Consider the following 22,776-nt stretch of genomic DNA (forward strand, 5'->3'; position numbering starts at 1 on the left):
GAGGCAGGAACGCGCCGGGATCACGCCCGGCCAGACGAGGCGCTGGGGCGCAAGGGCCAGCGCCCCAGCATGCGGTAGCGGTACGGGTCGCCGCCTCCCACCACCAGCTCGAAGCTGTCGATGGTCCACTGGATCGGCCGCACCGGACGAACCTCGAGCCGCCGCGCATGGTGGGCAAACCGGTAGCTCAGGGTCACGTGTGGAACCGGGTCGACGCCACTCTCAAGGCCTTGCTCACCCATCGCGTGCCTGAGTCCTGCAAACAATCGCGCCAGGGGCGCCGACGGTTGCGAGCAACGCAGGTCCACGTTGGCGCTGTCACGGGCGTTGGGCGCGATCCGCCACTGGTCCAGGGCCAGGGTGAAGCCTTCGGCCTGGACCTGACCCCCGGCGCGCAGCAGCTTGGCCCGGGCCTCCGGCGTATCGACGAAACGATCGGACAGCGTCTGGTGCCAGTTGACCAGCGGAAACAGGGCCAGCCCGACCCGCGCCTGGATGCCGTGCTCGCGCGTCGCGGTGTCGAAGGCCTCGCGCATCCTCGCGTCCGGACGCGCGATGAACAGCAGCCGATGCCCGCCCAGCCCAGGTGACCAGGCCATCTCCGGGCGCGGCCGGCGCGCCGGATCCAGGGCCATCGCGTCGTAGGTGAGCAGCATCGCTCAGGCCGCCTTGGTCGCTTCCAGGAAGTCCTGCGCGAAGCGCTGCAGCACACCGCCGGCTTCGTAGATCGAGACCTCCTCGTCCGAATCCAGGCGGCAGGTCACCGGCACCTCGACCACCTCGCCGGTCTTACGATGGATCACCAGCGTCAGCGTGGCGCGCGGGCTGCGCGCCCCGACCACGTCATAGGTTTCAGTGCCATCCAGCTGCAGCGTGCGTCGGTCGGTGCCGGGCAGGAATTCGAGCGGCAGCACGCCCATGCCGATCAGGTTGGTGCGATGGATGCGCTCGAAGCCCTCGGCCACGATCGCCTCCACCCCGGCAAGGCGCACGCCCTTGGCCGCCCAGTCGCGCGAGCTGCCCTGCCCGTAGTCGGCACCGGCGATGATGATCAGTGGCTGGCGGCGCTGCATGTAGGTTTCGATCGCCTCCCACATGCGCACCACCTCTCCCTCCGGCTCGATGCGCGCCAGCGAGCCCTGCGTCTCCACCCCGTCGATCACCGCCATCTCGTTGAGCAGCTTGGGATTGGCGAAGGTGGCCCGCTGCGCGGTGAGGTGGTCGCCGCGATGGGTGGCGTAGGAATTGAAGTCCTCTTCCGGCACGCCCATGTGGGTGAGGTATTCGCCGGCCGCGCTGCTGGCCAGGATCGCGTTGGACGGCGAGAGATGATCGGTGGTGATGTTGTCGCCCAGCAGGGCCAGCGGACGCATCCCGCGCAGCGTGCGTTCGCCGGCCAACGCGCCTTCCCAGTACGGCGGACGCCGGATGTAGGTGCTCTGCGCGCGCCAGTCGTACAGCGGGCTGATCTTCTCGCCGTGCTCCACGCGCACGTCGAACATCGGCCCGTAGACCTTGCGGAACTGCTCGGGCTTGACGCTGGCCTTGACCACCGCATCGACCTCCGCATCGCTGGGCCACAGGTCCTTCAAGGTGATCGGCGTGCCGTCCGCGTCGACGCCCAGCACGTCCTTCTCGATATCGAAGCGCACGGTGCCGGCAATCGCATAGGCGATCACCAGCGCCGGCGAGGCCAGGAACGCCTGCTTGGCATACGGATGGATGCGCCCGTCGAAGTTGCGGTTGCCGCTGAGCACCGCGGTGGCATACAGGTCGCGGTCGATGATTTCCTGCTGGATCTTGGGGTCCAGCGCGCCGCTCATGCCGTTGCAGGTGGTGCAGGCGAATCCGACGATGCCAAAGCCGAGCTGCTCCAGCTCCGGCAGCAGGCCGGACTCCTCCAGATACAGCTGCACCGCTTTGGAGCCCGGTGCCAGCGAGGTCTTCACCCAGGGCTTGCGGGTCAGCCCACGCGCGTTGGCGTTACGCGCCAGCAGGCCGGCGGCAATGACGTTGCGTGGGTTGGAGGTGTTGGTGCAGCTGGTGATCGCCGCGATCACCACGGCGCCGTCAGGCATCAGGCCCTGGGCCTCCTCCTGACGGGCCTTGTCCAGGTCCACGGCGATGCCGCGTTCGGCCAGCAGCCGCGTGGGCAGGCGCCGATGCGGGTTGGACGGCCCGGCCAGGGTGCGATCCACGCTGGACAGGTCGAACTGCAAGGTCCGCTCGTACTGCGCTGCGACCAGGTCGTCGGCCCAGAAGCCGGCGGTCTTGGCGTAGGTTTCCACCAGTTGCACCTGCGCTTCCTCGCGGCCGGTCAGGCGCAGGTAGTCCAGGGTCTGCTGGTCGATGTGGAACAGCGCGGCGGTCGCGCCGTATTCCGGGCACATGTTGGAGATGGTCGCGCGGTCGCCGATGCTCAACGTGGCCGCGCCCGGCCCGCAGAATTCGAGGTAGGCGCCGACCACCTTCTCCTTGCGCAGGAACTCGGTCAGCGCCAGCACGATGTCGGTACAGGTGATGCCCTCGCCCGGCTTGCCGGTCAGCTGGACGCCGACGATGTCCGGCAGGCGCATCCACGAGGCGCGGCCCAGCATGACGTTCTCCGCTTCCAGGCCGCCCACACCCACGGCGATCACGCCCAGCGCATCCACGTGCGGGGTATGGCTGTCGGTGCCCACGCAGGTATCGGGGAAGGCCACCCCATCGCGCACGTAGATGACCGGGGACATCTTCTCCAGGTTGATCTGATGCATGATCCCGTTGCCCGGCGGGATGACCTCCACGTTGTGGAAGGCCTTGGCCGTCCAGTCGATGAAGTCGAAGCGATCGGCATTGCGGCGGTCTTCGATCACGCGGTTCTTGGCGAAGGCCTGGGGATCGGTGCCACCGCATTCCACCGCCAGCGAGTGGTCCACGATCAGTTGCACCGGCACCACCGGATTGACCTGGGCCGGGTCGCCGCCCTGTTCGGCGATGGCATCGCGCAGGCCGGCCAGGTCCACCAGCGCGGTCTGGCCCAGGATGTCGTGGCAGACCACGCGCGCGGGGAACCACGGAAAGTCCAGGTCGCGCCGACGCTCGATCAGCTGGTCCAGATAATCGCCAAGGCGCGTGGGATCTGCGCAGCGCACCAGATTTTCGGCGTGGACCCGCGCCGTGTACGGCAGTCCTGCCCAGGCGCCGGGCCTGCGCGCCTCGACCGCGGCGCGGGCATCGACATAGTCCAGCGCGGTGCCGGGAAGCGGGGTGCGATAAGCGGTGTTCATGGCGGGATCCTGAAATCAGATCTTGCGTTGGGCCGGCCGGGGAGACGACGAAGCGCGCGACGCCCGTCCGCGACCGGGCGCCAAATCTGGCACCGGCCGATGCATTGATCAATCTTGAGTGAACCAATCAACCTGTCGTGACACGGCCTCGGTGGCAGGAATTCAAACGCTTGTTCGGTTGGCTTGGTTATGATGGCGCCCCTTTCGCCATGCCCAGAGCCGGAGCACAGCCGATGACCCCGGAAGCCCTCCTTGCCCAGTACGGTCCCCGCGAATCCATGGAATACGACGTGGTCGTGGTGGGCGCAGGCCCCGGCGGCCTGGCCACGGCGATCCGGCTCAAACAGTTGGCTGCACAGGCTGGCAACGAGGTCTCGGTGTGCGTGCTGGAGAAGGGCTCCGAGCCCGGCGCCCACATCCTCTCCGGCGCGATCATGGACCCGCGCGCGCTGACCGAGCTGATCCCGGACTGGCAGGAACGGGGCGCCCCGCTCAAGCAGGCCGTGACCCGCGACGAATTTCTGTTCCTGGACGAGACCGGCGCCAAGGCCACGCCGGATTTCTTCCTGCCGGACTGCTTCAAGAACCACGGCAACTACATCATCAGCCTGGGCGCGCTGGTGCGCTGGCTGGCCCAGCAGGCCGAGGCGCTGGGCGTGGAGATCTTCCCCGGCTTTGCCGCCGCCGAGCTCCTCTACAGCGAGGCTGGCGCGGTCAAAGGCGTGGCCACCGGCAACATGGGGCTGGGCAAGGATGGCGCGCCGACGGCCGACTTCCAGCTCGGCATGGAGTTGCACGCCAAGTACACGATCTTCGCCGAAGGCTCGCGCGGCCAACTGGGGCGCCAGCTGATGGACAGGTTCTCGCTGGACGCCGGCAAGGACCCGCAGGCCTATGGCATCGGCATCAAGGAGCTGTGGCAGGTCGATCCGAGCCGCCACGAGCCCGGCCTGGTGGTCCACACCGCCGGCTGGCCGCTCACCGATGACACCTATGGCGGCTCGTTCCTGTACCACGCCGAGGACGGCAAGGTCGCCATCGGCCTGGTGGTGGGCCTGGACTACAAGAACCCCTGGCTGAGTCCGTTCGAGGAGTTCCAGCGCTTCAAGACCCATCCGGCGATCCGTAAATATCTGGAAGGCGGCAAGCGCGTCGGCTACGGCGCCCGCTCGATCACCGCCGGCGGCCTGCTGTCGCTGCCCAAGCTGGTGTTCCCCGGCGGCGCCCTGGTCGGCTGCGAGGCCGGCACGCTCAATGCCAGCCGCATCAAGGGCAGCCACGCGGCGATCAAGACCGGCATGCTGGCGGCCGAGGCCGCCTTCGCAGCCCTGGGCGAAGGCCGCAGTGCCGATGAGCTGAGCGCCTACCCGGCTGCGTTCGAGGCCAGTTGGCTGCACGACGAGCTCAGGCAGGCCAAGAACTTCAAGCAGTGGTTCAAGAAGGGCCGTACCACCGCGACCCTGATGACCGGCATCGAACAGTGGCTGCTGCCCAAGCTGGGCGTGCGCACCCCGCCCTGGACGCTCCACCGCACCCAACCCGACTACGCCTGCCTGCTGCCGGCCGACCGCCAGCCACGCATCACCTATCCCAAGCCGGACGGCACGCTGACCTTCGACCGGCTCAGCTCGGTGTTCCTGTCCAGCACCAACCACGACGAGCACCAGCCCGCCCACCTGACCCTGAAGGATCCTTCCGTGCCAGTGGACGTCAATCTCGCCACCTACGCGGGGCCGGAGGCGCGCTATTGCCCGGCAGGGGTCTACGAATTCGTCGACGCCGACGGCGGCGGCCAGCGGCTGCAGATCAACGCGCAGAACTGCGTGCACTGCAAGACCTGCGACATCAAGGACCCTACCCAGAACATCGTCTGGGTCGCCCCGCAGGGCGGCGGTGGACCGAACTATTCGGGCATGTAGCGACGCGTTACCTCTCACCGTGCGCGCCACCTCGGCGCGCCGCCGTCGCCATGCACCCGGTTCCCGCCGCGCGCACCGATCGACATGGCCATTCCCACAAAACTCTGACAGCGGCCCGGCTCCCATGGAGCCCGCCTGACGCGAGCTCCTCCGAGCGTCAGCACCGCGACCAGACCCTGCCCGGTGGAAAAGCCGGATAATGCGCATTATGCAGACCCCAGCCCTTTCCGTCGTCGTGCCGGTCTTTAACGAGCGCGACAATACTGCCCCCCTCGTCCGCGAGATCGTCGCCGCCCTGCGTGGCGTGGTCCCCTTCGAGATCGTCTATGTGGACGACCACTCCCGCGACGATACCGTTGCCACCCTCCAGGCCCTCAAGTCCGAAGTGCCGGAATTGCGCATCCTCCAGCACGTCACCCAGAGCGGCCAGAGCACGGCCATCCGCACCGGCGTCAAAGCCGCGCGCGGTGCCTGGATTGCGACCCTGGACGGAGACGGCCAGAACGACCCGGCCGACCTGCCTAAGCTGCTGGCCGCACGCGATGCCGGCGACCCGGCGGTCAAGCTCTACGCCGGCTGGCGCGTGGACCGCAAGGACAGCGGCAGCAAGCGCTGGGCGTCCAAATACGCCAACGCCATCCGCGTGCGCATGCTCCACGACGACACCCCCGACACCGGCTGCGGCACCAAGCTCTTCGAGCGCGCCGCTTTCCTGGACCTGCCCTACTTCGACCACATGCACCGCTACCTGCCCGCACTGATGCAGCGCGCCGGTTGGAAGACGATCAGCGTTCCGGTCAACCATCGCCCGCGCGGCGGCGGCGTGTCCAAGTACAACAACCTGCAGCGCGCCCTGGTCGGCATCCGCGACCTGCGTGGCGTCGCCTGGCTGATCACGCGCAGCAAGCGCACCGCGGTGCGGGAACTCTAGGCCGGCTTACTAGCCCGCTTGACGGCAGGTGCGTCACGCACCTCGCAATACCCCTCAATACACGCGCGATGCGCACGCACCAAACTGAGCCGACATGGACATCCCCTTCCTGGACCAACCCATCACCTGGCTGTTCTGGACCGGCCTCCACGTCACCGGCTGGAAGCTCATTGGCTACACCGGCGCCTTGATGTTCGGCGGCCGCTGGCTGGTTCAGTTCGTCGCTTCCAAACGCGCTGGCAAACCCGTCATCCCGCGCCTGTTCTGGTACATGAGCGTCCTGGGCAGCCTCATGACCCTGAGCTACTTCGTGTTCTCGGCCAAGCAGGACTCGGTGGGCGTGCTACAGAACCTCTTCCCCGCCTTCACCGCCAGCTACAGCCTGTACCTGGACATCAAGCACCGCGGCTGGAAGCGGGATCGCGCCACGCATTGAGTGCCACAGAAACCGACGTACAGAAGGGCTTCGACACTGAAGAGAGGCGGCCTGAGCGGGCGCCCCGCGTAATTACAAGCGGCGGTGCCAATCGCCTGCAATGCTCTTCACCTAGCAACCTAAGCCCTCGCCGTGATCAATACTTAATGTACTTGCGTTGTGTGCATGCCTGATAAACCACTTCACACGGAACCCCGCCGTTCAATTCGCTACAGGACTGCAAGCCGTCTTGCGTTGCTTCTTCGATAGTAGCTGCGGTGTTTGTGCGGCCACTCGACTTTCCGGGCACTCCATTCTTTGGGAATGTCGCCACAACGCACTGATCGTAGTACGTGATTACCACTTTGCATTTCGTCCCGCCACGGTCCTCACAGTTTTTTATCGCCGATAGTTTCGCATCCCTCTTCTTTTCAAAATCGACTGAAACCCCACCAATTCCATTCTCCCCGTTTGCAAGCGCACCCCAAGTCTTGGTCCAGTAGCCTGTATAGCGCACCACCGTAACTGGACCTTGATCTGACGAATCCACGTCATCCGGCGCGCATTGTCCCGACCCGATAGCCGAACCCGGAGGGCAGCGCGTTTGTGCAAACGATGCGCCAGCAAAAAAAACGCTTGACATTCCGAAGGTCGCAAAAAAAGCAAACTTAAAAATGCCCGAAACATTAAAACCAAGCTGATTAAAATTCTCTTTCTTTATTCGCCTCACCTCGGCTACCTTGATTTGCAGCGATTCTTTGAGTGTTGCCCGTATAATTATTTGTAACATTTGGCCCCTCAATTCGTTGCGTAGTAGCCCCGCCAGATAGAGCTTGCCCCATTTGACTCTGCACCTGCACCGGGGTCCGCTGCCCATTCGGCGAAGTCGATGATCCAGGCCCAATGGCCGCATAAGGATTGAACTGCCCGAGCATACCGTTGAAGAAGGCTGCAGCCATGGGAGGGCCAGTCACGATCAGCATCGTCAGGATGATGCCCAATCCGCCTGTCTGGATAGATACCGTACGCATGCCATCTGGATTCTGAACCAGCGCGCTGCTAAGCCAGAAGGTAGCCGCCACTGCCAACATCATCTCAGTCGCGATGATCAGCACGACGTACAGCACCGCCAGGGCAAACATGGTGCCGACACCGTAGAACAACCACTTCTGGAACAAGGGCTTCGTGGCATCGAATAGCAGACACATGATGAAGAACGGACCAAAACCCGTGAACATCGCCATCGCCAGCTTGTTGAGCGTGATCATGGTGCCGCCAGCCAGCGCCGGGCCGCCCGTCCCAAAGGCAGCGACGGCCTCGATGAGCATGTCATCTGACACGGAATTGCCCTGACCACTACCGTCCCGCCCCTTCTCCACTGCGCTGATAGCGCCCAGGGCCGCAGTCGTGACGGCCAGGTTGGCATCCATGACGTGGTACATGCTGTCGATGTCATCCGTCGTACCGGTCACCGCACCATAGATGGCCTTCCCCAGTCCGTCGGTCAGCTTGGTGTATAGCGAGGTTGAGTTGCCCGCCCAGCCCGTCGCGATGCCGATGATAAGCATGGCCTTGAGCGAATCACCAACCAGCGCCATCATTGGCTCGCGAGAGCGTCCACTGACCACGCGCCATCCCTGCCAGAAGATCCAGATAGTCAGCAACGACAGTGCGGTGACGCCCAGCACCTCAGCAAAATTGCCGAGAATGCGCGACTGAAAGTCGCCAATGCGATCGCGGAGATAGGTCTGAATCTGCTGGTAGAAGATCAGATTAGATAGACCGGAGAGGATGTCGGTTGGCACGGTTTAGTTTTCCTTTTCCTTGGAGGCGGCGCCCCGCTCCATGGTTCGCCGATCAGACTAGTGATGCGGGCCGGGTGTGACCCGGGTGAGGCCTCAGAACGAGGTCAACATGTCACTGATGGTCGGTGCCATTTGGAGCGCACCCTGCAACAGGACCGCCGAACCCACCATGCCACCAAGACTGGAGTTGCCACCATTTGCCAACTGCTTGGCATAGTCAGCCAAGCGGGCACGCTGGGCTGACAGGTAACGGTCGTAGCTGGCGACGGTGAGGTGATAGTTGGTGGCGTCGATCTGCAACTGCGCCTGCAATGCGAGCAACCGGTTGGTATTGGACTGCAATTGACCCATTTCATGCTCAGCGCCGGAATTGATGTCCTGGCGCTCTCGCAAGATTTCCTTGAGTTCATCCTGGCGGTTCTTTGTCAGCTCCAGCATATCGATCATGTAGTTCTGCAGCTTGGACTCGCGCTCGACGATGTCTTTGCAGATCGGCTGCTGCTGGGCACTCTGTGGATTGCTCGAACCCGTCGGACAGCGGGCGGCGATAAGGTCACTGAGCTGCTGCGAGGTCACCTTGGACAGTTCCCGCTCACCGGACAGCTGCTCGCCGCCTTGACTGGAGTCGCTGTACTGGAGCGTCAGACTCTTGTGGTTGTCAGCGCTGTACGTCTGGCCGTTGACGTTGGACTGCTTATATATCTTGTCCAAGCGCTCGTTGATATCGCTCTTCAGTTCACTGATACCCTGATGGGTTTCATCGTCGGTGACCGACCATTGGGCGAACGCAGGCAGGCAGGTGCAGCACAGCACGAGTGCCATGAGCAGCCGCATCACGATGTAGCCATTCGGCTGGGTAAATCGCTGAGTGAAGGGTTTGATGTTCATGAAGATTCCCATGTACTCTCGATCAATTGACGGACGCAACGCGGCGTTCGGTATTGTGACGTGCGCCGCGCTTACCAGAGCCCTTCCGGTTCTCATAGAACAGCGCCAACCAATCGTCCGGCTCAAGCGCATCCTGCGACTTTTCTAGTTCGATGGCGCGCTGCTCCAGCGCCTGATGCATGACCTCGATGTTGTCGGTGGAGGCGGAAATCACCGACAGGGCGTCGTCGAGACCGCGCAGATTCAACTGGCACACCACCGAACCATGGCCCTGCTTGACCAAGAAGCAGCGCGAGCGCTCATCGAGGCTAACGACGACCTGATACTCGGCTTCGGTGAGCTTGAGCCCTTCGATATAGTCATCGCGGCTCGCGTTGGGGTTGGGCAGCAGGATCAGGGTCGCAGTCTGCTCGATCAGGGAGGCAGAGATGTCGCTGGCCAGCGCGTCCTCGGGACTCTGCGTGGCGAAGATGCCCAGGCCGTTCTGCTTTCGGATGGTCTTCTGCTTGTTCTTCGCGAATTCCTTCAGCCCGCCCTTGCCATCCAGGATCTTCCAGAATTCATCCATCACATAGATCAGCGGCCGGCCGTCGATCAGCTCCTCCAGCCGGTGTAGGAGATAGTTGATCACCGGGGCGCGGACTTCGGGATTGTCGATGATGTCCGTGTAGTCGAACCCAATGATGTTCGCCTTCTGCAGGTCGATGGTATCCATGGGATTGTCGAATACCCAGCCCAGCGAGTTGCCAGCGGTCCATTTGCGGATACGGGCGTACAGGCCGTCATCGCCCATGTTGGGCAGGCTCTTCTGGAAGTTGGTCATCGTGCGTAAGCGCATTGGGGTGTCGAGAATGCTCTCGACCGCGCGGAAGATGTCCTCATCCTCGCGTGCGGTATACGCCTGCTTGCCCGCCAGCACCTTGATCAAGTCGGCCAGGAACTGCACGTTGGCCTCGTTACGCTCGCACTGGAAGGGATTGAAGCCAGTCGGACGGCCATTCTCGAGCGCCAGGTAATTCCCTCCGCAGGCGCGAACGAAGATCTCCGCGCCGCGGTCCTTGTCGAAGAAGAAGATGGTCGGCGACGGGGTGTACTTCTGCACCTGGCTGAGCAGGAAGTTGATCAACGCGGTCTTGCCGGTACCCGACTTGCCGATGACCATGGTATTGGCGATGGCCTTTTCCCCGAAGGAGTTCTCGGCCGGGTGTGTGGCATGGAAATTGAAATAATAGGGCTGGCCATTGGTGGTCTGCAGCGTGGTGACGCACTCCCCCCAAGGGTTGTTCTCACGCTTGCCCGTGGCGAAGTTATGCAGCGGCGAGAGCCCAAGGAAGTTGAGCGAACTGATATTGGCCGGGCGCGTGCGGTACTTCCAGTTGGCAGGCAACTGGGAATAGAACGAGGCGGTGATCGCCAGATCCTCCTTGGCGGTCACGAAGCCGGCATTGGATAGCTCCGCGCGCGCCGTGGCCACGTTCTGCTGCAGCCTTGCCTGGCTGTCTGCGTAGACCGACATGACGAAGTGATATTCCCCCAGCACGAAATTGCCGGAGGAGAGCTGGTCCATCGCGTGATCCAGCTCGGCGATCTGGCTGACGGCCTTGTCGCCCGAGGAGATCATCATGCCCTTGGTCCGGTCCAGGACCTTGAGCGCATCGTGACGCCCCATGGGACTGAAGGAATGCGTGATGACGTATTCGAAGTCCAGGTACTTGAGCCCGTTGAGGATGCCGGGGAACGTGCCGTCCGGATATTCCTTGACGTTGAGTACGGCCCCGTAGTGCTTCTCTCCATCCGGAGCCGCGATGATGTAGTCGCCGGTCTTGGCGGAGAACAGGTGCCGACTGACGGCAAGGTAATCCTTGACGGACGCCCCCAGCACCGGAACCGGTTCGGTCACGCGGTTGAGGATGTACCCGAGGAACTCGAGGGTCTCGGAAAAGACCACGCCATTACGCGCCTCGTAGACGCCTAGTCGGTACGGTGAATAGTCCTTGAGCACGGCCTCGACGTTCCCGGCCAGTTCCAAGACCTTCTCGACGGCTTGCTCCTCCATCGCACGCAGCCGCTCCAGGTTGTCCGTTTTCTCGATGAAACTCTTTCCCGAGACGACAGGACGATAGATCAGGGTCAGGTACATCTCGTTGCGCATCACTTTTTGCTTGGCCAGGCTCTCGAAGTAGTCATCGGAGAGCTGCTGGTTGAAGCGGTGGGCAAAGCTGCTGTGCTGCCTGATGCTGCCACGCCGGCGAACGTCATGTACCCAGAAGGCCACATTGACGAAATCAGGCGCACGTAGGGTCTGCAACATCCGATTGAATGTCTTGTGGCGATGTTCCAGCTCCCACTCCTCGCGGCCAACAAAGGGCAGCCCTCCGAGGTGCCAGGTCAGCATGTAGTCCCCACCCGTCGTCTTGACAACCGACTGAGCGACGTGGCTCGAGTAGGGAATGAAATCGCTGATGGGAGAGTCGGGGTTAAACATCACTACGTCCTTGGCAGTTATGCAGACCGGCGCGAAGCGCCGGCGTCTCAATCGGCTCGCTTATCGCGATAGGGGTTTGCCGAGAACACCCAGAGTCCGTCATTGTCGCGGACGTTGCGGACGCGCAGACGGAACTGCAGGCGCAGACCAAGCAGGCGGAAGATCATCTCGTCACGCTTGGCCATCTGCCGCATCACGAAGATCACGACCGGAAGCGCGAGCAGCCACAATAGATTTCCGCTGTACATGGCGAAAAGGAGCGTGCCGCCTGCCCCGATGAAAAACGGGACATACGGCACGCCCATGAACATCGCCGGCCGCGTGCACCCGCGGAACATGATGTTCTTTTCCATCGTACGCTTTAAAAGAGATTGGGAAGGTGCGCAACAATGAGGCCGACCGTCGATCCCTCGGTCATGCAGGCGCCCTGATTGGTGTTCTTCGGCATGATCATGGCGGCAATCTGTCCCGCGGCTCCGATCAATAGGCCACCGATCAGAATCGGCGCAACGTCCCCGATCCGCTTGTGCGCAAAGGCAATCTGATAGCCGGCGAAGATCACGGCGATGGTCACCACGGCGATCGACGCGATGGTCAGCAGATTGTTCACGCTGCCCAGGAAGCCGCAGACGCTGTCCTCGGTCTCCTGATAACCACTATTGTCGGCCATCGCCGGCATGGCGATCAGCGCAAAGACGAAGAGCGAGGCTCTTGCAAGCGCCTTGCTTGCCACCATGGCTCCTTCGGCCGAAATCAACTTGTCCTGCTTGTTCATCCTGTCTATCTCCTTGTACGAGGGTGGTTTGGGGGGAAGCCTCCCCGGGGTATCCGTACCCGCCCATTCAGGCAACGCGGGTACAAAAATCAGAAGACAAAGGCTGCATCGATGCTGTCCCGCCCGGCCGGATTGGCCTGCAAGGGCCCTGCGGCGGCTTGAACCTCCACCTCATTCCTCGGCGCTTGGGTGACGGCTGGCCCAGCGCTATCCGCATAGCGAGGGCCGCCGGGCGTGAGATGGACGACCTCACCGGCATGTGCGCCGGGATCATCATTCACGAGCGCAGCGGACTGATTTCGAGGCGACGCCCCTGCTCCTCCGGAGCGCATCACTGCGGGGGCGGAAAACGCCAGCGGTCCTGTGTCGTTGAGGTCCTCCACGACGCGGCGCGGTGTGGTTCGTTCGGCTCGCTCTGGCGCGCTGGAGGACGCTGCGGCAAGTGCCACCGGCGTCGATGTCATGCCGCCTTGTGCCGCCCGGATGGAGGCAACGATCTTCTGCACGTACCCGTGCTGGAATCCGGTGGAGAAATTGCCGGAGTAGTAGCAGCTGAACGCCTTCCCCCAGTCGCCAGCAGCCCGCGTACGACATTCGGAGAGAATCTGTGAGCCTGCCCGCAGGTTGGTGCACTTGTCGAAGGCTGCCGTGTAATCACTGATACCGAAGCGGCCCAGGTTGTGGCGATTGACCTGCGCAAGACCGACTGAGAAGTTGTAGCCGCGTTGCTCGAGCATTTCGGCCGTTGCGACCGCCTCCGCGAGGCTTTCCGGCTGGCGCACCAAACGCCCCCCGACAACCCCGATTGCGTAGGGGTTGGCAGCAGATTCCACTTGAACGACGTGCTGCATGACGTCTGGCGAAACCGCGAGATTTTGGCATTGCATCATGTCCACATAGGGAAGCATGTGCGTCTCCTTGAGCCTGCCACTCGTTGCAACGAGTGCCCTTGTTTCCTTTATGGGAGCGAACCAAACAGCGGTCGCGAGAGTGATCTTCGCGGCAGCGCTGCCCAGTGTCAATTCATTCAGCACCACCGTGAGCGGGCCGCACCAACAAGCCCCGCTAATGGTGATGTTCGTCACAAATCAATCGTCAAATGTTCGATCGGGGCCGAAGTCGATTCCCGTAATGTAACGCCCGCCGCCGTGCGCCTTGATATGGACCACGATATCGATGGTCATCATGAGCAAGCGCTTGATCACCGAGAACTCAAGCCCCGCCCCTTCTGTGGAGGCTTTGACCATGAGGGCAAGCTGATCCCAGGTCTGCGTGATGTTGCCCGCATGGCAACTTGTGATCGATCCCGGATGCCCGGACGCGCAGTTTCGGATGAAGTAGAACGATTCATCACCGCGCAACTCGGCCAGGATGATGCGATCAGGCTTCATTCGCAGGCATGCTTCCATGCAGCTCTTCGCAGAGACGTTACTTGTGCTCTGCCCGCCTTTTGAATACAGCAGGTGGACGACGTTGGGCTGTTGGATAAACAGCTCGCGCGCGTCTTCGATGGTGACCAGTCGCTCTTCGTCTGGGATGTGATGGACCAGTGCTTTCATGAACGTCGTCTTGCCGCTACCGGTTGCGCCGGCCACGACAATGTTCTTCTTGTAGTGCACGGCCTTGCGGAAGAATTCGGCGTAATCACGCTTGCTGCGCAATTCAAGCAGTTCTTCGTCATGCGCGCTCAGGCCAGCGGTGCCCTCAAGGATCTGGTCGAAGAAGCCCTCCTGCTGATATTGGTCGAGCGTTCGCGTTTGATGCGATGGAAGCCGAATCGTGATGGAGACCTTGCCAGGATCGCAGGCAGGAGGGATCACGAACTGGGCACGCTGCCCAGTCGGGAAAGTCAGCGACACCACTGGATCAGCATCGGTGATGCGCTGACCGGTATTGCTCTCGTTGACGACGGCGGTACAGAACTGCCGTGCACGCTCGAAATTGAGGGAAGGGACCTCGACCTTGCGCCAACCTCCACGTCCCTCTAAGTACAGCTCACCCGGACGATTGATGCAGATTTCCGTGACATCCGGCGAGGCCATGTATTCCTGAATACCGAGCACCTCATACTGGTAGTTCAGAAACTCATTGGAAACCTGGGCCATTGGGCCCTCACCAACCTCGGAAGACATCATCCCGGCCGTCACTGATAGCTCGGCAGCACGCCGGAGAAGTCGACGTCCTTGGCGACGTAGACATTCAACACAGTCCCCTGGTTGATGGTGATGGTAGGGGTACGCGCCATCTGCTGACTGATCATTTGATCGGCGAGCTTCTGCGCCGTCTTCGCGGTCTCGCTTTCATAGGGTTCAATGTAGGTCGTGCCTGTCGGACTGATCGTGGTCCGCTCTGGCCCGTTCTTTTCCCCGGCATACTTGAAGGCATCCGCGATCATGCTGATCATGAGTGCCGAGCTAATCTTGCTCGCCCAGTGGTTGTCCAGATCGCCGGGATGTCCCGCCCCACCAAGATTATCGACACCGGGGCTGGACATCATCACATCCAGCCCTGTCGGTGTGGTAATGCGATCCCAGATCACGGCGACGCGATTGGTACGGCCACCGCCGCCAGAATATGAGCCGCTAACTTTCGACCCTTTGGGCAGCAAGAGCCGCTTCCCGTTGACCGAATACACTGGCTCGGTCACGACGCAGCTGGTGAACCCGGACACATCAGTGACGATGTGGGTCTCCAGGACACATCGAATATAGGTTCCGCGCAACAGCAGGGTATCCGGCTTGCGCAGATACGTTGCGTAGGACGTAGGCGCGAGCTGCGCCTGGATGGAGGGCTGGCCGCCGGGCTCACCGCTACCGAGCATGCCTGAAGCATTCGTCGGCCCGCCCGCACTAGGCTGAGCACCGCCAACACTGCCGCCGCTGTCCGCAATGCGGCGCTCAACCAGTGATGGCCCAGACGGACCGGCATCACGACGGGACGACGCCATCTGCTCACGCCCGTATTCCCGCGGCTCCTCCAGCGGAAGCGGCGCGACCGACTCTGTAGGCCCAGCTGCCGGGAGCGGCGCAACGACCTCGGGCGCGTCAGGAATCAAGGGACGCTCCACGCGCACACGCTCAGGCGCCGACTTGTCATTGCCGCCGCCATCGAACATCTTCAGGAACATGGCCGCCATGACAAGGATCAGAAGCAGCGTGGCCCCAAGGAACAACAAGGCACGCCGATTGAGCCTCTGCCCTTCTTCAGCCCTAAGGCTCGGTGCACCCGCATCCAGATCCTCGAACTCCTGCTCGCGGCCCGCGTTGAAGTACGGATTGCGACGTGCTTCGGATGCACCGTCTCCCGGAACGTCATCACGGTCGTTGGGGGGATTGTGCTGATTCATTTCTGCTCATTCCTCCGCAAGCCGACCACATTCAGACCGTGCCGGATCACCAAGTAGGGGTAAGTCCCATGCACCACGATGGTGTTCTTGTCCACGGTGGTGTTCACGACGAAGTCCTCGCTGTGGGCCTCTTGGCGGCCATAGACGGTCGGAAAATTCCCGCTCGGGAAACTAACGCCATCATTCAGCTTGATATAGGTGAAGCGACCGTCATCGTAGACCGTCGTCGGAATCAGCCACTGGGCTTTGCTTCGCGTCGCGTACGAATAATCGTAGTAATACCTGCGCCCCTTATCGATCCCCAGATCGAGCGCCTCCGGTGGTTCCTTGTTGGCAACTTCTTGCGTCGGGGCCGCACTCGCGAATTGCGTCTCGGGCGAGTAGACGAAGCTCACTTTGTACTGGACGCCGGAGGCGCGGGCCTGACTAAGCGTCTTCCAGTCGGTCGCCACGACTTTCAACTCGAAGATGTAGGAGTGGGTCGCGGTGCGCACCATCATATTGGTGTCCACGTCCGTATTCTTCGGCTTGAGGTAGAAGACATTTTCGCGCCGAGACAATTCCCAGCCGCTACTGAAGCCGGTACTGTAATCGAGGATCTGCTCGTTAGGACTCAGTTCGATCTGTGTCGTGATGCCGAGCCCAGTCCTCACCTGATAGATCGCATCGGGCTTGTACTCATAGCGATCAATCACCTGTGCGGAAGCAGGCCACGCCAACGCACACAGAAGCATCAGGAACATGACCGGCAATGCACCGGGGCGTGGAGGCGCACTCATTGCGGGGAAGCTCCATTCTGGTCAACTGGGGGAAGTTCAGGCGGCTCGGATACGGCAGGCGCGCTTGCGCCCCCCTGTGCAGGCTCGACCAGCGTCTCAGCCGGCGGCAGACTTGCGGCATCATCATCGAGGCGGTAGCTGGTGACCTGGAAACCCATCGGGTTGATGACGCGATCCTGATCCTCGAACTTCAGGCCTGGGTTGTATTCGTAATCGATGGTCGCCAGCTTGTTATCCAACGGCTGGGTCATGCCATTTTTCTTGTCGTACTGAAACCGCTGAAAGCGTACCGTCGCGCCACGATAGCCACGCCCATCAGGCGTACGGACCAAAACAGTGCTCAGGATCTTGACGCGGATCGCTGATTGTCGCCCCATTGTGTTGATCGGGCTGGCGGGATTGTTCTTTGAAAACAACGCGCGATAGGACGCGGCAACGGCGCTTGATGATGTCGCGTAGACATGTCGCCAGCCGCCCAGAGGGGTGAAGGTCAGATCGGCGTCATAGGATTCGCGTGCGAGCACGTAACGATCGACATTCGCTCGATTGATTGCCTCATTCATGGTCAGGCGCTTGTCCATGACATCGCCAACCAGGCGGCTTGCCTGCACATTTCCGGTGTAGGGGTCAGCCAGCACAATGAAGGGGGTTTTCTCTTTGAGCGGCAGCAGCACAAAGTACCCTGCGGCCAGAACGAGAGACAGCATGATTGCGCCGGTCGCCACCTGCCAGGCACGTCGCTCGCTCCGTTTTGCCATATCGGCGATGGTGAGCTCGTAGCTCACCGCCTTATTGATGGCCGACTTGACCTTGGCTGTTTCTTCTTTCTTTCGAGTGATCATGCGCTCGGCGCTTCTTAAGTTATTCGACGCGTATCCAGAAGTTCAGGCTTGCCACCTACTGTGCCGGCTCGGCTGCAGTCGGCGCCGCCGACACCGGCGCAACGGTGATCGTCTTGGAAACGACATAGATCGAAACCCCATGGCTGGCATAGGCGCTGCTTAGCTGAGCTGCGGCATCGCGAATATCGGTGGTATCGATCTGTGCCACGGGGCCGAACAGGGTGAAGTCGGAGCCAAACCGGTAGTCCAACTGCATGCCGCTGTCCTTGGCCCAGCGCGACAGCATGGTCTTGAGCGTGCCGTCCATGGGTGAAGCCTGGAAGATGTACGCATTCGCCAAGGGAAGCTCGATCGGGGCTTCGGAATAGGTATTGAGCGGCCGCCACTTCCCGCGGTAATCAGGCGCAGGCGTGGTCCCGCAGCCGGCAAGCACGATGCTGATCAAAGCCAGCGGAAATGTATTTCTGAAGGCGTTCCGACGACTCACCCGCGTGTACTCCTGTTCCAGGCCGGATATTTCAAAGACATGAAAGCCCGGCCTGCATTCAGGTCAGGCACAACGAATGACTGCGAGCGAGCGCACAGGTGGTGCGCTTGAACAAGAACGGGAAGTGGACGTGCGCGACGAAGGTGCGGATGCACAATGGCCGGCATTGCGCCGCGCCATAACCAAGAATTCCCCAACATCCTTGCAGCCTCCTTGCCTTCAGCTCACCGGCGCATCTTGCCGACGGGCTCGTCCCTGGATAAGGACCGCGATCCAGGCGCCCCCTGTTGAGTAAAGCTAACGTGCACTTGGCGAAGCGGTCAAGCGTTCAGCGTGCACTTATCTCCGCACGACGCTCCTCGATTCCACAAATTTTGAGATGAAAGTCACACTAAACAGAGATAGGCGTGACCTGCACCTTTTCCTTTAGGCGGGCGGTGAAGTGGCGATCCTTGTAGTACTTGATCTTCTCGCACTTCACCGGATGCGGGATGCCTTCGTACATGAAGACCTCGGCATCAAACCCCATGGCCTTGAGTTCCTGCGGCAGCATCAGTGCGCGCCGCTCCTCTGAGATGCTGCGCGTGGTGTCGCGCCCGCGCGTGATGTTGCGTCGCTTGTAGGTGGTGTAGCCCAGCATCTCGGAATAGTCGTTGGCGTCCTGCTGCTCGCGCGGGGCATAGAGGATCTGCAGCGCATGATTGGTGATGATCGTGCGCGACACGTCCTTGCCATAGGTGGCGTCCAGTTGCGCCATCGACTGGATGATGGGCAGCAGGCGGATGTTGTAGCCGGCCATGTAGGACACCGCGGTGGCGATGATGTCGACCTTGCCGATGGCGGTGAACTCGTCCATCAGCAGGAGGCATTGATACTTCAATTCCGGATTGCTCTGCGGCAGTTCACGGGTATTGAGATTGATGATCTGGCTGAAGAAAAGATTGATGATCAGCCGGCTCTCGGCCAGCTTGTTGGGCTGGATGCCGATGTAAATGCTCATCTTCTTCTTGCGCAGATCGGTGAGCAGGAAATCGTCCGCCGAGGTCGCCGCGTCGAGCACGGGATTGATCCAGGCGTTGAGCGGCTCCTTGAGCGTGCCCATGATCGAGGCGAACGTCTCGTCAGCCTGCGAGAGGAGATTGGAGAACGCCGAGCGCGCGTTGTCGCTCAGGAACTTGCGGCCTGCGAGCCCCCGCAGATAGGCCTTTAGTTCGGTCCCGTCGCCGGACGAAAGACGATAGATGCGTCCCAGCGTCGGCGCACCGGAGGAGAACGGGAATCCCGTGGCCAGCTCGTCGTCGCGGTTCTCGAACAGGAACAGCGCGAAGGCCATGAAGGCATTGCGCGCCTGGCTGACCCAGAATTTCTGGTCCTCGGCGCCGTCTGGATAGAGCATCGCGGCGATGCTCATCAGGTCCGAGACGCGGAACGCGGGGTCGGAGGAAACGTAGGTCAGCGGATTCCAACGGTGTGTGCGACGGTCCTCGGCGAAAGGATTGAAGAGAAAGACCTCCTGCCCTTGCGACTTGCGCCAACCGCTGGTGAGATCGAAATTCTCCTGCTTGATGTCCAGCACCACCACCGACTCGGCATACTCGAGCAGGTTGGGAATGACCACGCCCACGCCCTTGCCCGATCGGGTCGGCGCGGCCAGGATCACGAACTGCTGCCCCGGCAACCGCACCAGCTTGCCGCCGAACTTGCCCACGATGATCCCGTTGGCCGACGGCTTGAGCATGTCGTGCTTGGCGAGGTCCCCAGCGGTGGCAAAGCGTGCATCGCCGTGGAGCGATTTCTTCTTCGGCTTGAATACAAGAACAAGCGTCAGCGCGTAGACGAGCAGGACGCCACCAAAGCCGATGTAGCCACCTGCCTTGATCCTGCCGACATAGGGTTGATAACGCGCATCACCCAGCGCCTGCATGTACTGGAGATAGGTATTCCAGTGCAGCGGCGCCCTGACCTTGATCAGGAGCATGGTGGCGTAGCCGGACAGATAGAGCCCTGCGGCCAGCGCCAGGACAGTCAGGACGCCAGCGAAGACGAGTTTCCCCTTGGTCAAGCGATTTCCTCCTTGAAACCGACCCGGGCGGGCCGGTACAGCAGTCAGCGGGTGGGACCTGAGCGCTTGGGGCGCACGGAGCGGCGTCGGCGTGGACGCGCGTCATCCGCGCGCTCAGGTTGCAGATCCTCGAGCAATTGCTCCATGTAGAGCCGCGCCTCTTCGAGCGAAGGCTCGTCGCGCAGCTTGGCGCCGGAGTCGGTGACCACGGCGTACCCGATCACTTCGTCGGGGGCGTAGGCGGGGTCCGCGTCGCGTGTCAGGGCGACAACCTGATAGCCATGCTTCTGCAGAATCGTGTGGCGATATTCCACCCTGGCGTTCCTTCACCGGTGCGACGACACGATCCTAAGCCATCCGGGTGCGCGCCGGCCACCTTGATGCGGCAGACCGGAAGGGGAACTGCCCATACTCCGCAGCCGGCCGCTTCGAAACGGGTATCTCCGGGCGCTCCACACCAGGACCACCTAGTCCAAACCCAGACGCAAAAAAGCCGGGCAATGCCCGGCCTTTCTTGTCCCACCTGCCCCGCCAAGGGAAAGGTGGTGGGCGGTACAGGGTTCGAACCTGTGACCCCTACCATGTCAAGGTAGTGCTCTACCGCTGAGCTAACCGCCCGTCGCAATCAAATTGCGCCCTCGCTGGGAGGGCGCGCATCATACCACCCCTTCGGCTGGACGGGAACGGGCCCGGTCGAATTTTCTGCCGTGGCCGCCTTACCCCTAGACCGAGAGGCTAACGGCCTTGAGCTTGCCGATCTCATCGCGCAACCGGGCGGCGTCCTCGAACTCCAGGTCGCGGGCGTGCTGGTACATCCGGGTCTCCAGCTCCTTGAGCTTCGCGGCGATCTGCGACTGACTCAACGCCCCGTAGTTCTCAGACGGCTCGGCGACCCTGCGCCCCTTGCCGCGCTTGGGTGCCTCGTCGTTGGCTGCGTCGCGCGCGCCTTCCATGATGTCCATGATCGGGCGTGCCACCGACTTGGGCACGATGCCGTGCTCGATGTTGTACTCCTCCTGCTTCTGCCGGCGGCGGTCGGTCTCCTCGATCGCGGCCTTCATGGACGGTGTAAGCCGGTCGGCATAGAGAATCGCCTTGCCGCGCAGGTTGCGTGCAGCGCGGCCGATGGTCTGGATCAGCGAGCCGGTCGAGCGCAGGAAGCCCTCCTTGTCCGCATCCAGGATCGCTACCAGTGACACCTCGGGCATGTCCAGGCCCTCGCGCAGCAGGTTGATGCCGACCAGCACATCGAACTTGCCCAGGCGCAGGTCGCGGATGATCTCCACGCGTTCGACCGTGTCGATATCCGAGTGCAGGTAGCGCACCTTGACGCCGTGCTCGCCCAGGTACTCGGTCAGGTTCTCGGCCATGCGCTTGGTCAGCGTGGTGACCAGGACCCGATCGCCCCAGCCGATCCGCTCGGTGATCTGCGACAGCAGGTCGTCGACCTGGGTGCCGACCGGACGAATCTCCACCTCCGGATCGGTCAGGCCGGTCGGGCGCACCACCAGTTCGGTGATCTCGCCATCGGATTCACGCAGTTCATAAGGCCCAGGCGTGGCGGAAACGTAAATGCTGCGAGGCGAACGCGCCTCCCACTCCTCGAAGCGCAGCGGGCGGTTGTCCAGCGCGGACGGCAGGCGGAACCCGAACTCCACCAGGGTCTCCTTGCGCGAGCGGTCGCCCTTGTACATCGCGCCGATCTGCGGAATGGTCACGTGCGACTCGTCGATGACCAGTAGCGCATCGGCGGGCAAGTAGTCGAACAGCGTCGGCGGCGGCTCGCCCGGCCCCTTGCCGGTTAGGTGCCGCGAATAGTTCTCGATGCCTGAACAGAACCCGACCTCGGCCATCATCTCCAAATCGAACTGGGTGCGCTGGGCTAGGCGCTGGGCTTCGACCAGCTTGTTCTGGGCGTAGAGCTGGTCCAGCCGCTCCTTCAGTTCCAGCTTGATGCTGTCCACGGCGCTCAGGGTGCGCTCGCGCGTGGTGGCGTAGTGCGTCTTGGGGTAGATCGTGAAGCGCGGCACCTTGCGCAGGGTCTCGCCGGTCAACGGATCGAACAGGGTCAGCTGCTCGACCTCGCCATCGAACAGCTCGATCCGCAGCGCCTCCACGTCGTTTTCTGCCGGATGCACGTCGATCACCTCGCCGCGCACGCGGAAGGCGCCGCGCTGCAGTTCGTATTCGTTACGCGTGTACTGCAGATCGGTCAGGTGGCGGATCAGCTGGCGCTGGTCGATGTGCTCGCCCTTGGACAGGATCAGGCGCAGGGAGAGATAGTCTTCCGGCGCGCCCAGGCCGTAGATCGCCGAGACGGTGGCCACTACCAGCGCATCGCGCCGGGACAGCAGCGTCTTGGTCGCCGCCAGGCGCATCTGCTCGATGTGCTCGTTGATCGAGCTGTCCTTCTCGATGAACGTGTCCGAAGCCGCCACGTAGGCTTCCGGCTGGTAGTAGTCGTAATAACTGACGAAGTACTCCACCGCGTTGTGCGGGAAGAACGACTTGAACTCGCCGTAGAGCTGCGCGGCCAGGGTCTTGTTGGGCGCCATGACCAGGGTCGGCTTCTGGATGCGCTCGACCACGTTGGCGATGGTGTAGGTCTTGCCCGAGCCGGTCACGCCCAGCAGGGTTTGCTTGGCCAGGCCGGACTCGAAATTCTCGGTCAGCCGGTCGATGGCCGCGGGCTGGTCGCCCGCGGGGGAGTACGGGGAAACGAGCTGGAAACGTTCAGTCATGGGACCTGCCTTGCACGAGCGAAAAGTATAGA

Annotated in this window: 20 protein-coding genes and 1 tRNA gene; 3 read left to right on the top strand and 18 right to left on the bottom strand. The window is 62.2% G+C overall.

Annotated elements, in window-relative coordinates; translation table 11 throughout:
- Window positions 1–20 precede the first annotated feature (20 nt).
- Together PJ250_RS00945 and acnD are read right to left on the bottom strand one after the other, a co-directional pair.
- On the bottom strand, window positions 21–656 hold the full coding sequence (locus PJ250_RS00945) for a 2'-5' RNA ligase family protein (protein WP_271646695.1): 636 nt from the start codon (window positions 654–656) through the stop codon (window positions 21–23).
- Between the two features lie 3 nt (window positions 657–659).
- Entirely contained in the window at window positions 660–3,269 is a 2,610-nt protein-coding gene (gene acnD / locus PJ250_RS00950; protein ID WP_271646696.1) for a Fe/S-dependent 2-methylisocitrate dehydratase AcnD, read from the bottom strand.
- Window positions 3,270–3,502: 233 nt separating this feature from the next.
- Here acnD and PJ250_RS00955 point away from each other — a divergent pair, with 233 nt between their 5' ends.
- The 3 genes from PJ250_RS00955 to PJ250_RS00965 all read left to right on the top strand — a co-directional run bounded on the left by PJ250_RS00955 (window position 3,503) and on the right by PJ250_RS00965 (window position 6,555).
- Complete coding sequence (locus PJ250_RS00955; protein ID WP_271646697.1) at window positions 3,503–5,188, top strand: electron transfer flavoprotein-ubiquinone oxidoreductase; 1,686 nt, start codon at window positions 3,503–3,505, stop codon at window positions 5,186–5,188.
- Between the two features lie 208 nt (window positions 5,189–5,396).
- Complete coding sequence (locus PJ250_RS00960; protein WP_271646699.1) at window positions 5,397–6,119, top strand: glycosyltransferase family 2 protein; 723 nt, start codon at window positions 5,397–5,399, stop codon at window positions 6,117–6,119.
- A 94-nt stretch (window positions 6,120–6,213) separates the two neighbouring features.
- Complete coding sequence (locus tag PJ250_RS00965; RefSeq protein WP_271646700.1) at window positions 6,214–6,555, top strand: lipid-A-disaccharide synthase N-terminal domain-containing protein; 342 nt, start codon at window positions 6,214–6,216, stop codon at window positions 6,553–6,555.
- Window positions 6,556–6,691: 136 nt separating this feature from the next.
- On the opposite strand, the gene PJ250_RS00970 is transcribed toward PJ250_RS00965, so the two are convergent.
- The 16 genes from PJ250_RS00970 to uvrB all read right to left on the bottom strand — a co-directional run bounded on the left by PJ250_RS00970 (window position 6,692) and on the right by uvrB (window position 22,744).
- On the bottom strand, window positions 6,692–7,264 hold the full coding sequence (locus PJ250_RS00970; protein ID WP_271646701.1) for a DUF4189 domain-containing protein: 573 nt from the start codon (window positions 7,262–7,264) through the stop codon (window positions 6,692–6,694).
- Window positions 7,236–8,339, bottom strand: a complete 1,104-nt coding sequence (locus tag PJ250_RS00975; RefSeq protein WP_271646702.1) for a TrbL/VirB6 family protein — start codon at window positions 8,337–8,339, stop codon at window positions 7,236–7,238. Before PJ250_RS00975 ends, PJ250_RS00970 begins: the two co-directional genes overlap by 29 nt.
- Window positions 8,340–8,432: 93 nt before the next feature.
- On the bottom strand, window positions 8,433–9,227 hold the full coding sequence (locus tag PJ250_RS00980; RefSeq protein ID WP_271646703.1) for a hypothetical protein: 795 nt from the start codon (window positions 9,225–9,227) through the stop codon (window positions 8,433–8,435).
- 22 nt (window positions 9,228–9,249) lie between these two features.
- The gene (locus PJ250_RS00985) at window positions 9,250–11,712 is read right to left on the bottom strand and encodes a VirB4 family type IV secretion/conjugal transfer ATPase (RefSeq protein WP_271646704.1); all 2,463 of its coding nucleotides are present in this window, start codon (window positions 11,710–11,712) and stop codon (window positions 9,250–9,252) included.
- Window positions 11,713–11,759: 47 nt separating this feature from the next.
- Window positions 11,760–12,065 carry a VirB3 family type IV secretion system protein gene (locus PJ250_RS00990; protein WP_271646705.1) on the bottom strand — a complete coding sequence of 102 codons (306 nt, stop codon included), beginning with the start codon at window positions 12,063–12,065 and terminating at the stop codon, window positions 11,760–11,762.
- Window positions 12,066–12,073: 8 nt separating this feature from the next.
- On the bottom strand, window positions 12,074–12,448 hold the full coding sequence (locus PJ250_RS00995) for a TrbC/VirB2 family protein (protein ID WP_271648475.1): 375 nt from the start codon (window positions 12,446–12,448) through the stop codon (window positions 12,074–12,076).
- Window positions 12,449–12,576: 128 nt separating this feature from the next.
- On the bottom strand, window positions 12,577–13,383 hold the full coding sequence (locus tag PJ250_RS20595; protein ID WP_333909515.1) for a lytic transglycosylase domain-containing protein: 807 nt from the start codon (window positions 13,381–13,383) through the stop codon (window positions 12,577–12,579).
- 192 nt (window positions 13,384–13,575) lie between these two features.
- Window positions 13,576–14,622, bottom strand: coding sequence for a P-type DNA transfer ATPase VirB11 (gene virB11, locus PJ250_RS01005; RefSeq protein WP_271646706.1), 1,047 nt, complete (start codon window positions 14,620–14,622; stop codon window positions 13,576–13,578).
- Window positions 14,623–14,630: 8 nt separating this feature from the next.
- Window positions 14,631–15,833 carry a TrbI/VirB10 family protein gene (locus tag PJ250_RS01010; protein WP_271646707.1) on the bottom strand — a complete coding sequence of 401 codons (1,203 nt, stop codon included), beginning with the start codon at window positions 15,831–15,833 and terminating at the stop codon, window positions 14,631–14,633.
- Window positions 15,830–16,576 carry a TrbG/VirB9 family P-type conjugative transfer protein gene (locus tag PJ250_RS01015; protein ID WP_271648476.1) on the bottom strand — a complete coding sequence of 249 codons (747 nt, stop codon included), beginning with the start codon at window positions 16,574–16,576 and terminating at the stop codon, window positions 15,830–15,832. Before PJ250_RS01015 ends, PJ250_RS01010 begins: the two co-directional genes overlap by 4 nt.
- 32 nt (window positions 16,577–16,608) lie before the next feature.
- A complete protein-coding gene (locus tag PJ250_RS01020) occupies window positions 16,609–17,454 on the bottom strand; it encodes a VirB8 family type IV secretion system protein (protein WP_271646708.1) in 846 nt (281 codons plus the stop codon).
- A 55-nt stretch (window positions 17,455–17,509) separates the two neighbouring features.
- Window positions 17,510–17,941 carry a hypothetical protein gene (locus PJ250_RS01025; RefSeq protein ID WP_271646709.1) on the bottom strand — a complete coding sequence of 144 codons (432 nt, stop codon included), beginning with the start codon at window positions 17,939–17,941 and terminating at the stop codon, window positions 17,510–17,512.
- A gap of 391 nt (window positions 17,942–18,332) precedes the next feature.
- Window positions 18,333–20,003, bottom strand: coding sequence for a type IV secretory system conjugative DNA transfer family protein (locus PJ250_RS01030; RefSeq protein WP_271646710.1), 1,671 nt, complete (start codon window positions 20,001–20,003; stop codon window positions 18,333–18,335).
- Window positions 20,004–20,047: 44 nt separating this feature from the next.
- Complete coding sequence (locus tag PJ250_RS01035; protein ID WP_271646711.1) at window positions 20,048–20,317, bottom strand: hypothetical protein; 270 nt, start codon at window positions 20,315–20,317, stop codon at window positions 20,048–20,050.
- Window positions 20,318–20,546: 229 nt separating this feature from the next.
- A tRNA-Val gene (locus tag PJ250_RS01040) sits at window positions 20,547–20,621 on the bottom strand.
- 104 nt (window positions 20,622–20,725) lie between these two features.
- Window positions 20,726–22,744: an excinuclease ABC subunit UvrB gene (gene uvrB, locus PJ250_RS01045; RefSeq protein ID WP_271646712.1), complete on the bottom strand. Its 2,019-nt coding sequence runs from the start codon at window positions 22,742–22,744 to the stop codon at window positions 20,726–20,728.
- Window positions 22,745–22,776 lie beyond the last annotated feature (32 nt).

Origin of the sequence: Pseudoxanthomonas sp. JBR18, assembly GCF_028198165.1 — a bacterium.
In the GTDB taxonomy this organism is placed as follows: domain Bacteria; phylum Pseudomonadota; class Gammaproteobacteria; order Xanthomonadales; family Xanthomonadaceae; genus Pseudoxanthomonas_A.